Source organism: Pseudoalteromonas sp. 2CM39R, assembly GCF_023161845.1.
The window spans coordinates 30891-43655 of record NZ_JALNTM010000018.1 but is presented as its reverse complement, the minus strand read 5'-3'; the positions used below and the strand labels follow the sequence as shown (position 1 = coordinate 43655).

The 12765-nt window shown below is 40.6% G+C and carries 13 protein-coding genes; all 13 read right to left on the bottom strand.

The window, feature by feature from the left end:
• Positions 1–12: 12 nt before the first annotated feature.
• A complete protein-coding gene (locus MTF66_RS29310) occupies positions 13–405 on the bottom strand; it encodes a septal ring lytic transglycosylase RlpA family protein (protein WP_138622692.1) in 393 nt (130 codons plus the stop codon).
• Between the two features lie 136 nt (positions 406–541).
• Positions 542–1312: an acyl-ACP--UDP-N-acetylglucosamine O-acyltransferase gene (gene lpxA / locus MTF66_RS29305; protein WP_008110972.1), complete on the bottom strand. Its 771-nt coding sequence runs from the start codon at positions 1310–1312 to the stop codon at positions 542–544.
• 2 nt (positions 1313–1314) lie between these two features.
• On the bottom strand, positions 1315–1767 hold the full coding sequence (gene fabZ, locus MTF66_RS29300; RefSeq protein WP_008110974.1) for a 3-hydroxyacyl-ACP dehydratase FabZ: 453 nt from the start codon (positions 1765–1767) through the stop codon (positions 1315–1317).
• A gap of 27 nt (positions 1768–1794) precedes the next feature.
• On the bottom strand, positions 1795–2817 hold the full coding sequence (lpxD, locus tag MTF66_RS29295; protein ID WP_075169617.1) for a UDP-3-O-(3-hydroxymyristoyl)glucosamine N-acyltransferase: 1023 nt from the start codon (positions 2815–2817) through the stop codon (positions 1795–1797).
• A gap of 7 nt (positions 2818–2824) precedes the next feature.
• On the bottom strand, positions 2825–3343 hold the full coding sequence (locus tag MTF66_RS29290) for an OmpH family outer membrane protein (RefSeq protein ID WP_010388129.1): 519 nt from the start codon (positions 3341–3343) through the stop codon (positions 2825–2827).
• An 11-nt stretch (positions 3344–3354) separates the two neighbouring features.
• Positions 3355–5826, bottom strand: coding sequence for an outer membrane protein assembly factor BamA (gene bamA / locus MTF66_RS29285; protein ID WP_055012808.1), 2472 nt, complete (start codon positions 5824–5826; stop codon positions 3355–3357).
• Positions 5827–5931: 105 nt separating this feature from the next.
• Positions 5932–7284, bottom strand: a complete 1353-nt coding sequence (gene rseP, locus MTF66_RS29280) for a sigma E protease regulator RseP (protein ID WP_138594528.1) — start codon at positions 7282–7284, stop codon at positions 5932–5934.
• Position 7285: 1 nt separating this feature from the next.
• Positions 7286–8488, bottom strand: a complete 1203-nt coding sequence (gene ispC, locus MTF66_RS29275) for a 1-deoxy-D-xylulose-5-phosphate reductoisomerase (protein ID WP_138622689.1) — start codon at positions 8486–8488, stop codon at positions 7286–7288.
• A complete protein-coding gene (locus tag MTF66_RS29270; RefSeq protein ID WP_010388121.1) occupies positions 8485–9351 on the bottom strand; it encodes a phosphatidate cytidylyltransferase in 867 nt (288 codons plus the stop codon). Before MTF66_RS29270 ends, ispC begins: the two co-directional genes overlap by 4 nt.
• Positions 9352–9372: 21 nt before the next feature.
• On the bottom strand, positions 9373–10152 hold the full coding sequence (locus tag MTF66_RS29265) for an isoprenyl transferase (RefSeq protein ID WP_010388117.1): 780 nt from the start codon (positions 10150–10152) through the stop codon (positions 9373–9375).
• 256 nt (positions 10153–10408) lie between these two features.
• A complete protein-coding gene (gene frr, locus MTF66_RS29260; RefSeq protein ID WP_218651693.1) occupies positions 10409–10930 on the bottom strand; it encodes a ribosome recycling factor in 522 nt (173 codons plus the stop codon).
• Positions 10931–10980: 50 nt separating this feature from the next.
• Entirely contained in the window at positions 10981–11730 is a 750-nt protein-coding gene (gene pyrH, locus MTF66_RS29255; RefSeq protein ID WP_016899281.1) for a UMP kinase, read from the bottom strand.
• 158 nt (positions 11731–11888) lie between these two features.
• Positions 11889–12740, bottom strand: coding sequence for a translation elongation factor Ts (tsf, locus tag MTF66_RS29250; protein WP_010388114.1), 852 nt, complete (start codon positions 12738–12740; stop codon positions 11889–11891).
• Positions 12741–12765: the final 25 nt, after the last annotated feature.

Sequence of the window (12765 nt, the reverse complement as noted above, 5' to 3'; positions counted from 1 at the left end):
TCCTTGGCAGTATTACTTATTATCAATAACGGTGACCGATACATCAATAACGCCGACTTTAGGGTCGGCTATTTTTTTAAACATCGCCTTAGATAAATCTATAATTCGCCCCCGAATATAAGGACCCCTGTCGTTAATTCTGACCACCACTGACTTATTATTAGCAATATTAGTAACGTTTACTCGTGTACCAAACGGGAGCTTTAAGTGAGCAGCTGTTGCCGCTTGTTGACTAAATCGCTCGCCACTGGCAGTAAGTCGGCCGTGGTACTTATCAGCATAAAATGATGCTTTACCTTGCTCTGCAACATCACGTTGTTGATTATTTATATTACCTGGCGCAGTACTACAGGCGGCCAAAATCACCGACAGTACTGAAAGCAATACTAACTTTATTAGTTTCATTCTTTATACTTTATTGAAAAATGTAGAGGGAGTGTAATAGGACGATACTGAGTAGAGACTGAATTATTAATCAGCTAATAAAAAACCACCTTGATTACTCAAAGGTGGTTTTTTAATTTGTTAAAAATGCTATTTTTTAACGCACAATACCGCGTTCAGAACTTTTAACGAAATCAATCATCAATTGCACTGCTGGAAACTTTGCAGCATCTTCAGCAAGTAATTCAATCGCTTCATCAACACCTAAGCTCTTGCGGTAAAACGCTTTATAAGCGCGGCGTACTGCCATGATTTCATCACTTTCAAAACCACGGCGTTTCATGCCTTCAGTATTGATTGCTGCAGGGCCTGCTGGCATACCAATGGTGGTAACAAATGGAGGTACGTCTTTGTTTACCCCCGAATACATACCAACAAATGCATGCGCACCAATTTTACAAAATTGATGAACACCTGAGTTACCCGCTAAAATAACCCAATCACCAACATGAACGTGACCCGCTACACTGGCATTATTTGCAAAAATAACGTTATCGCCAATTACCGCATCGTGTGCAACGTGGGTGTAAGCCATAAATAAGTTATTGCTGCCTATTTTGGTAACACCTTCATCTTGAATTGTACCGCGGTGGATAGTCGCACATTCACGAATCACATTATTGTCGCCAATAATTAAACTGGTTGGTTCGTTGTTATATTTTTTGTCTTGGCAAGCTTCGCCCACAGAGGCAAACTGAAAAATATGGTTACCAGAGCCAATAGTAGCAGGCCCTTTAACAACAACGTGAGACTCAATAATGCAGTCATCACCAATAACAACATCATTACCGATGTAACTATATGGTCCAACTGACACATTGTTACCAAGTTTTGCACCCGGTTCGATTATTGCCGTAGCATGGATCACAATTAAAACTCTCTTCTAGCACACATGATTTCGGCGCTACACACTGTTTTGCCGTCAACTTTAGCTTCAGCCGCAAATTTCCATATGTTACGACGCTCTTTTAAAAACTTAACATGAAGATGCATGGTATCACCTGGCACAACTGGCTGCTTAAAACGCGCGTTGTCTACAGCTGCAAATAGGTAAAGTTCGTTTTCGCTACGATTTTCAACCGTTTTAAACCCTAATAGACCCGTTGCTTGCGCCATTGACTCTAATATTAGCACACCAGGAAAAATCGGCTGATTTGGGAAGTGGCCAGTGAAAATAGGTTCATTAATCGATACATTTTTAATTGCATGCAATGATTCACCTGGGGTGAAATCGATTACACGATCAATTAGTAGCATCGGGTAACGGTGCGGTAATAAACTTAAAATTTCTTGAATATCAAGGCTATTTAATTCGTTTGCCAAAATAGCATCCTTTTTAGTGTTCAACGTTCATGACTTGTTCAATGCTTCAAGCGCTTTTAGACGTGATTTCATGTCTGAAAGGTTGCGCAAATGAGCAATTGATTTTCGCCATTCTTTGTTAGTCGTATGAGGCATACCAGATGAGTAAATACCTGGTTCGGTGATTGATTTGGTCACCATACTCATGCCGGTAATTATAACACCATCACACACAGACATGTGACCGTTAATTGCGCTCATGCCGCCAATCTGGCAATTTTTACCTATGGTGACACTGCCTGCAAGTACAGTACAACCGGCAATAGCGGTGCCTGAGTTAACTTCAACGTTGTGTGCTATTTGACACTGGTTATCAATAATAACGTTACTGTGGATAATAGTATCATCAAGCGCACCACGATCTATCGTGGTACTTGCGCCAATTTCTACTTTATCGCCAATGATCACAGAGCCTAATTGTGGAATTTTAAGCCACTGACCACGTTCATTTGCATAGCCAAAGCCATCACTACCAATGACAGTGTTAGCTTGCAATAAACAATCTGCGCCAATCTCAACATCATGATAAATGCTCACACTTGGCCAAAGTTTGGTGCCTGAGCCTATTTTAGCACGTTCACCAATAAAACTGTTCGGACCAATTTGTGCGTTATCACCAATTACAGCATCAGCTTCAATTACAACATTAGCACCAATGGCTGCACTTTTGCTCACTTGTGCACTGGCATGTATTACCGCACTCGGGTGTATACCACTATTTGCACTACGAGGTGTAGTATCCATAAACTGAGCGAGTTTGGCATAACAAACATAAGGATTGGCAACGATGATTTTATTGCCTGAAAAGTAAGGCGCATCGTCAGGGCTGAGTATCACCGCACTGGCCTTTGTTGTCTCAAGCTGAGATCGATATTTCTTGTTCGCTAAAAATGCAATATGCCCAGTATGGGCATTTGCAAGTGTCGCTATTTTTTTAATTTCTAAAGCGCCATCACCTTGAAGCTCGGCGCCTAGAAGTTCCGCAATTTGCGAAAGCGTATAATTTTGCATAGGTTAATTATTTCTTACTTACAGCTGTTACTACTTTTTCAGAAAGATCAGTTACTTCTTTAGGATTAAAGTAAATAGTTGTGTCTTTTACTTTAACTTCGTCAAAATCACCTTTTTTAGCAATCTCTTGGATAGTTTCAATGATTAAAGTCTGAACTTTAGCCAACTCCTGATTTTGACGTGCTTTAATTTCTTGCTCTAACGGACGGCCCTTTTCAGCAAGGTTTTTTTGCATACCCTGAATTTTATCACGTAATGCGTCTTTTTGATCTTGACTCATTGTGGTGCTTTCACGCTTAAACTTTTCAGCTTCAAAGCGAATATCGCCCTGTAACTTTTCAAGCTCTTGACGACGCTCAGCAAATTCAGTTTGTAAAGACTGTTCGATTTTAGCCATTTGTGGAAGCTGCTTGTAGATTTCTTGCATATCTACAATACCCACTTTATGAGCAAAAGCATTAACTGATGTACCCATCATAAGTGTAGCTAGAACTGCAACTGCTGTTGATTTGAATAATTTTTTCACAAAAAACTCCTTTAGAAAGTGTTACTAATATTAAAACTGATGGTCTTGGTATCGTCATCTTCTTCTTTTTGCAACGGATACGCAAAGCTGATCAGCATAGGACCCATAGGTGAGATCCATTGTAATGATAAACCGGTTGCAACCCTAAAGCGCATTGGGTCTGAATAATCATCTAATTTTGCACGCTCATCAATACCTAAGTTTTGATAACGATCAACGTTAAACTCGGTATCCCAAACGTTGGCAGCATCAACAAAGAAACTAGTACGTACCGAACTGGTATTTTCTTCATCTAAGAACGGTGTAGGAACAATAAGTTCCATACCTGCAACCGCCTTCGCGTTACCACCTATACGGCCCTGAGGTCTCAATACATCAAACTCAGATGCCCCACCTATATTACCTGTGGTTGTACCATCACCCGATGGCGTGCCTGGTATAGATTGCGGTACTCGTGATACTGCGCGCGGTAAGATAGTATTTCTATCAAAGCCGCGTAGTTCCATTTCTGTAATACGGAAGTACTCTTGGAATGGGAGCGTCTGCTCATACCCGTTAGTAGAGCCATAACCATTACCGTAACCTAATGCCGCACGCGTTGAGAACACCCAACGATGATCGTTTGATATCGGCCAGTAAAAACGTGAATCGTAATTTAATTTAAAGTATTTTAAATCTGAATTCGGCGTTGTTGCTGTTAGGTTTAATGTTTGTCTTGAGCCAGCTGTTGGGAATAAACCACGGTTTACCGTTACACGCGACCAACCTACACTTAACTCATACTTGGTAAACTCAAAGCCCGCATCAGGGTTTTCTGGATCGAGGAAGGTTTCACGTAATACACGTGTTTGCTCATATTCAGCGATATCTGATAGTTCTTCTTCTATCCAACGAGCCCCAAAGTTAATACGATTTATAGCATCAATTGGAAAACCAATGTTAGTCCCAAGGCCATAACTTTTTGACTTATAGTCAATTAAGCTAAACTGGCTAGCATCGTAGTTACTGTAAAAAATGCTGCTGCCTTGCGATACCCCATCTGGCGTAAAGTAAGGGTCTGTGTACGACACACTGACACGCTCAGAGCCACGCGAGGTATTAATGTTAAAACCAATTTGGTTACCTGTGCCTAAAAAGTTAGATTCAGTTACACCAATATTAAATTGCAGGCCTAAGTACGAACCATAAGCAAGGCCGGCATTAAAGCTACCCGCAGATTGCTCTTTAACAGTAAAATCAACATCTACTTGGTCATCCACACCGGGAACAGGCACCACATTAAAGTCAACAGTTTCCATATAAGGTAAACGTTGAATTTGTAATTTAGAACGCTCAAGATTTTGGTTAGATAGCCATGCACCTTCAAGCTGTGTCATTTCACGACGTAGTACTTCATCAGCTGTATTTTGGTTACCACCTACAATAATTCGACGAACATAAACACGTTTTCCAGGGTCAACCGACAAAGTTAGTTGTACTTCTTGGTTTTCGTCATCAATTTCTGGAATGGTGCGTACTTCAGCGTTAGCATATCCAAAACGAGCTAAGTAACTTTTTATAAACTCTTCTGAAGAAGTCACCACCGAGCCGTTATACAACTCTCCGGTACGAAGTGGGATAACACTTTTTATTAGTTCTTCTCGGCCGAGTAAATCACCGATAAAATCAAAGCCTTTCACTTTGTATTTTACACCTTCGGTGATATTTGCCGTTACATAAACCGATTCACGTTCAGGACTAACTGATACTTGAGTTGAATCAATATTAAAACGCAAATAACCACGGTCTAAATAAAAGCTACGAATTTTTTCTAAATCGCCTTCGATGGTTTGTTTTTGATAGCGATCGCTACCCATAAACTGCCACCAAGGTAAATCTTGTTGCGACTCTGCAAGCTGAAGTAGCTCTTCGTTTGAAAAAAGTTCATTACCAACTAAGTTGATTTGACGAATAGAGGCTGCATCGCCCTCATCAAACTCGAGTCTCAATTTAACCCGGTTACGTGGCAGCTTAGTGATACTTATGTCCACTTTTGCATTGTATTTACCAATGCTGTGGAAAAACTCAACTAAGCCTTTTTCAATATTATCGATAACCGTTTTATCCAGCGGCTCGCCTTGACGAATATCTTGTTGATCAAGCGACTGGTTTAACTGCTCATCTTTAATGTCTTTATTGCCTTCAAATTCAATAAAGCTAATTGTTGGGCGTTCAGTTACTTTAAAAATAACGTTATTGCCATCACGCAACGCTTTTATATTGTCAAAGTGACCTGAGCGATAAAGTGACTTAATTGTTTTTGAAATTGTATATTCATCAACATTGTCGCCCACGTTGATAGGAATATGCGTTAATGCAGCACCAAGTGCGACACGTTGCAATCCTTCAACTTTTAAATCTTCAACAATAAAGGAGTTTTGGCCTAGGGCTGCAAAACTTGCACCCAATAAACTTGAAACTACCAAATGTTTTTTTATAGCCATTTTATTATCTTTATCCTTTACAACTGTATTACCGCTTAGCATCGAAAACTAAATAGTTACGAGCTTTACAATCGTGTTCTAATTTGTCGTCACCACGCTTAAATACTACAAGCGCGATACATCATTGAACAAAGCGAAACATGTTAGAAAAATGAGTAGCAAGGCTCCCACTTTAAAACCAAACTCTTGTGTCTTTTCAGAGACTGGTTTTTTACGAAAAAGTTCAATTATGTAATACATTAAGTGCCCACCATCAAGCACTGGCAGAGGAAGTAAATTAAATACTCCCAAATTAACGCTGATCAAAGCTAAAAAGCTTAAAAATGCGACTAATCCGTAACTAACACTTGTGCCGGCACCGACTGCAATGCCGACGGGCCCACTTAAATTTTTTACTGATACTTGACCAGTAATTAAGTTACCTATCATGTCAAAACTCAGCGTAATTAAACGCCATGTTTCTTTTGTGCCCAGCACAATACTATCTAGTGGCCCATAATGTCTAGTCTCAACAAAATCATCAGGCCACTGCTCTACAACCGGAGCAACACCTAAAAAGCCTTGTTCAACACCATTACTGACAACTCGGCTGTTTGGGGTCACTATTATTGTTTTTATACTATCTTGTCTTTTTACACTAAATTGTAAGGATTTGTTAGCCGATTGAGTAATAAGATTAACTAATTGCTGCCAACTGCTCATTGTTTCGCCGTTTACAGCCAGAATAATGTCGTTAACCTGTAAATTTGCCTGTTCAGCAGCAGAGTCTTTAGTAATCGCCGCAATAGTGAGTGTTGCTTGAGGGCGAAACGGCACAATCCCCAACGAGCTCAATGGCGGTACATCTTGCTGATCAAGCTTCCAACCATCGAGGTTGAGAATTTGCGTTGTTTGTTGATAATTTTCATTACGTAAAGTAACGGCAACACTTTTATCACCCAAGTGCGACATCAAAGAAAAAGTCGCATCTTGCCAATTAGTAATATCGTCATCACCAATTTTAATTATTTGCTGAGTAGACGTAATGCCTGCTTGTTCTGCTCTACTGCCTTCAACAACATTACCTACAACCGGTTTTATGGTTTGCACACCCACCATATACATGGCCGCTAAAGCAAAAATAGCAAATAAAAAGTTCGCCATAGGCCCAGCAGCCACAATAGCTATTCGCGCTTGAACAGATTTAGCATTAAACGATAAATGACGTTGATTTGCGGGTACTTCATCAACACGCTCGTCTAACATTTTTACGTAACCACCGAGTGGGATTGCCGCGATCACGTATTCAGTATTGTATTTATCGTGCCATTTTAATAAAGGTTTACCAAAACCAATTGAAAAGCGCAGTACCTTAACGCCCGCCTTACGAGCCACCCAAAAATGACCGTATTCGTGAACGGTCACTAAAATTCCGAGTGCGAGTATAAATGAGCCTAAATTCCAAAAAAAATCGAACATTTTAATGCACCACTTTGGTTATAAACTGCGCTGCGCTCAAACGTGCTAAACGATCACACTCTAAAATTTCATCAAGCGTTTGCACATTGGTGAACTTTGCAGCCTCTAACGTTTTCGCATTCACTTTATAAATATCGGTAAAACTAATTTGTCCCTGCAAAAATGCATTTACAGCCATTTCATTAGCCGCATTCACCGTAGTAGTTGCACCCTGTCCCGCATCACACGCAGCAATTGCTAATTTTAAATTAGGATAACGAGAAAAGTCAGGTTTGGTGAACGAAAAATCACAAATATCAGAAAAATTTAACGGTTTAACACCCGCATCAATTCGCTGTGGAAAGGCAAGCGCATGTGCTATAGGGGTGCGCATATCGGGGTTTCCCATTTGCGCTAAAATAGAACCATCTTGGTATTGCACCATAGAGTGGATAATACTTTGTGGGTGAATCACCACATCAATATCGCTGGCATCACAGTTAAATAACCATTTAGCCTCAATAAACTCTAAGCCCTTGTTCATCATCGTGGCTGAGTCTACTGATATTTTTTGTCCCATAGACCAATTAGGGTGAGCAACCGCTTCACTGACACTAACGCTATCAAGCGTATTAATATCACGGTTTAAAAATGGGCCACCAGAGCCAGTTAATAAAATTTTGCTAACGCCATGCTGCTCAAGCCGTGCTTGTCCTTGGGTGTTTTGTAACGTACTAGGTAAACACTGAAAAATAGCATTATGTTCGCTGTCGATGGGTAATAAAGTTGCTTGATGTTGTTTCACTTTATCAATAAACAACTGACCCGACATCACCAATGACTCTTTGTTTGCCAGCAGTACTTTTTTTCCTGCTTCAACTGCGCTCAAGGTAGGCAGTAACCCAGCTGCACCAACAATAGCTGACATCACAGTATCAACATCAACATGCGCACAAAGCTCACTCATGGCTTTCTCGCCATGCATTACTTGTGTTTTACACATACCTTTTAAAAGTTCACTAAGCTGCTTAGCGGCTTGCTCTGAAGCCATAACAGCATACCGAGGTTGATGAGCAAGACACAACTCAGCCATTTTCTTTGCATTTTGCCCTGCGGCCAATGCGAACACCTTGAACTGCTGTTGATTTCTTGCAACAACATCTAACGTGCTAAGACCTATAGACCCCGTTGCACCCAAAATAACCAGTTGTTGCTCTACACTCATAAACTCAGTGTCCAGGCAAAGCAAATAACAAACATCGGCGCTGCTGCAGTTAAGCTATCAATACGGTCTAAAATACCGCCGTGCCCAGGTAGGCAACTGCCGCTATCTTTAAGACCCGCTTCACGTTTAAACATACTCTCGAGTAAATCACCTACCGCAGAGAACAAAGCAATAAATGCTGTCATTACTGCATAAATTGGCCACACAGAAGTATCAACGTTAGTGTAATAACAAAAAGCCAATACAAATAACACCGCAGCAACCACGCCACCGGCGAGGCCTTCTATGGTTTTATTTGGACTAACTTTAGGCATTAACTTATGTTTACCGAAACTTTTACCGGTAAAGTAAGCGCCAATATCGGCACTCCATACAATACCTAGAACCACTAAAATCAGCATAGAACCATAGTGTGTTGATTCTGTATATTGCGCACTTCGAAGGGTGTTAAGCGCAAGCCACAGTGGTACCAATGTCAGTAAACCTGCAATACCGCGCATCATGAGCCCTTCATTCCAGCCTTTAGCCATAGCGGGGTAACGCCACACTAAATAACTTGCAACTAACCACCATGAAAACGATAAGGTAAATAAGTAATTGGCATCACCTACAAGCTTACCGTTCTGCCATAGAGTTTCTATCGGCCAATGTAAATTAAGTAAACCGAGTAATACTGCAACTAACAATACAAACGCACCGCGTTTTAGTTTATCGCATAGCCCCATAAAAGCAGACCATTCCCATGCGCCCATTAATACAATAGCACCCGCAAAATAACTAAATAACGTTAGTGGGGTGTAAAAAACCAAAGCCAGTGCTAATGGTGCTAGCACTAGTGAGGTTAAAATACGTTGTTTTAACAAAATGATGACCCTTAATCTATTTTAGGTTTGAGCGAGTAATTGTTTTATTTGTTCGCCCGTGCAACCAAAACGTCGCTCTCTGGCAACGTAACATGCGATGGCCTCTGCAAAAGCAGCTTCGTTAAAGTCAGGCCAAAGTGTATTGGTAAAATAAAGTTCAGCGTAGGCTGCCTGCCAAAGTAAAAAATTACTAATTCTGACATCGCCACCAGTACGGATCAATAAATCTGGCTGTGCCTGATCTGCCATACTCATATGCTGTGCAATATGTTCTTCTGTAATGTCTGCGGGATCAAGTTCCCCATTTGCTACTTGTAAAGCAACCTGCTTAGCAGCATGAGTCATATCCCAGCGACCACCGTAATTTGCCGCTACATTTAAGTGCAGACCGGTGTTATTCGCTGTTAGTTCTTGCGCAGTATGTACTTTCGCACGCAAGCTTTCAGAGAATCGAGATAAATCTCCAATGATGGTTAGTTTTACGTTGTTTTTATGCAGCTTTTTAACTTCTTTACTTAGTACAAATAAAAAAAGCTCCATTAATGTATTTACTTCGTCTTCAGGGCGGCGCCAGTTTTCACTACTAAAAGCAAATAAGGTTAACGATTGTATCCCTAATTTAGTACAAAACTGCACAGATTGACGAACTGCATCCACGCCTTTTTTATGCCCATATACACGAGGCCTATTTCTGGCTTGTGCCCAACGCCCGTTCCCATCCATGATGATGGCAACATGTTTAGGCAAACATTGCTGTGAAATTGTATCAGCGTCTAGAACCATAAATTTTGTGTATTCCATAAAAAAACGCCGCCTAGTATACCCCAGACGGCGTTTCAAAACTAATAAATTTAACCTGTACCCGTGATAATAAATCTACTTTAAGCAAATAATTATACAGCTAACAACCTTGTATTTACTGATAATCGAGCCACTAGTAAAGAGAAAATACATTCTGTTACTCTTTAAAATCACACAATTAAAGTAAAGTGCGAATACTTGTAAAAAGCGGCTTAATTATTTAGCTAAAGCTGTTTGCCTAGGTCTAGAATAGTTATTAGATTTCCATCAACTCAGCTTCTTTCGCTGTTAATTGTGTATCCATTTCTTTAATAAACTTATCAGTGATTTTTTGAATTGCATCTTCACCTTGACGTGCTTCGTCTTCAGAGATGTCTTTATCTTTTAATAAGTTTTTAATATCGCCATTTGCATCACGACGAATATTACGAATAGCAACACGTCCGCCTTCTACTTCGCCACGTACGATTTTAATTAAATCTTTACGGCGTTCTTCAGTCAATGGAGGAAGAGGTACACGAATAACCGTGCCTGCAGACATTGGGTTTAAACCAAGGTCAGAAGCCATAATAGCTTTTTCAACAGCTTGCGCTAAAGACTTATCAAATACACCAATAGCCAGTGTGCGTGAATCTTCAATAGTTACATTTGCAACTTGGTTTAACGGTGTTGGAGCGCCGTAGTACGACACCATAATGCCGTCTAAAATTGCAGGATGAGCACGGCCAGTACGAATTTTAGATAATTGACTACCAAGTGCTGCTACACTTTTTTGCATGCGCTCTTGCGCATCTTTTTGAATATCGTTAATCACGGTTTAATCCTAATCTAGTTACTAACTTCATCTGAGGCTTGTGAAGAAATAAGGGTTCCTTCTTCTTCACCCATTATTACGCGTTTTAATGCGCCTGATTTATTCATATTAAATACGCTCAATGGCATATTATGGTCGCGAGCAAGAGTAAATGCCGCTAAATCCATTACTTTTAATTCTTTATCAATAATTTCATTGTAGCTTAAGTGACGGTAAAGTGTCGCATCAGGGTTTTTCACCGGATCATCACTAAATACACCGTCTACTTTGGTCGCTTTAATTACCGTATCAGCTTCAATCTCAATGCCGCGTAAACACGCTGCAGAGTCAGTAGTGAAGAACGGGTTACCTGTGCCAGCGGCAAAAATAACAACGCGACCTGTTTTCAACAAGCTAATAGCTTCAGCCCAGTTATAGGCATCACATACGCCATTTAAAGGGATAGCTGACATTAAGCGACAATTTACAAACGCACGGTGTAGCGCATCACGCATAGCTAGGCCGTTCATTACGGTTGCAAGCATCCCCATGTGGTCACCAACAACGCGATTCATGCCCGCTTCGGCTAATGAGCCACCGCGTAAAAAGTTACCGCCACCAATAACTAAACCCACTTCTACGTCGAGTTCTACGAGCTCTTTAATTTCTTGTGCCATACGATCTAAAACTTTAGGGTCGATGCCGAAGCCTTCGTCTCCCATTAAAGCTTCACCACTTAATTTGAGAAGAACACGTCTAAAAATAGGTTTGCGATTGATAGTCATAGTTTTGGGGCCAACTTTTATTGAATTATGGATAAAAAATAACCGCGCTTATGTTAAACATAAAAGCGCGGTTATTTTAAAGAATTTCTAAGCGTGACGCAAAAGCAAATAGTACTTTAATTGCATGTATTTTCCTTTTGCATCACAAATAGTATGTCTTACTGACCTTTAGCAGCTGCAATTTGAGCAGCAACTTCAGCAGCAAAATCTTCTTCTTTCTTCTCGATACCTGCACCAACTTCCATACGTACAAAGCCAGTAACTGTTGCGTTTTTCTCTTTAAGAATTTCGCCAACAGATTTTTTCGGTTCCATGATGAAAGCTTGACCAGTAAGAGAAACCTCACCAGTGAATTTCTTCATACGACCAACAACCATCTTCTCAGCGATTTCAGCAGGCTTGCCTTCGTTCATCGCGATGTCGATTTGTACTTGCTTTTCTTTTTCAACAACATCAGCAGGTACGTCATCTGGAGTTAGGTAGTCTGGGTTTGAAGCAGCAACGTGCATTGCAACGTGCTTAAGTGTTTCTTCATCAGCAACACCTGCAACAACAACACCAATACGCTCGCCGTGACGGTACTCAACTAGTTGTTCACCAGTGATGTACTGAAGACGACGTACATTGATGTTTTCACCAATTTTAGTTACTAGCTCAACACGATCTTCTTCGAACTTAGCTTGTAAGTCTTCGATAGATGTAGTGTCAGCGATAGCAGCATCTGCAACTTTGTTAGCAAATGCTAGGAAGCTTGCATCTTTAGCAACGAAGTCAGTTTGACAGTTAACTTCTACAAGTACTGCAACACCCGCGTTTTGCTTGATGATGATAGTACCTTCAGCAGCAATATTACCTGCTTTTTTAGCAGCCTTTGCAGCACCGCTCTTACGCATGTTTTCAATCGCTAACTCGATGTCACCATCAGTCTCAGTTAACGCTTTTTTACAATCCATCATGCCAGCGCCAGTACGCTCGCGTAATTCTTTAACTAGGGCAGTAGTTACAGCCATTAGTAAATCCTCAAATCTGAAATCA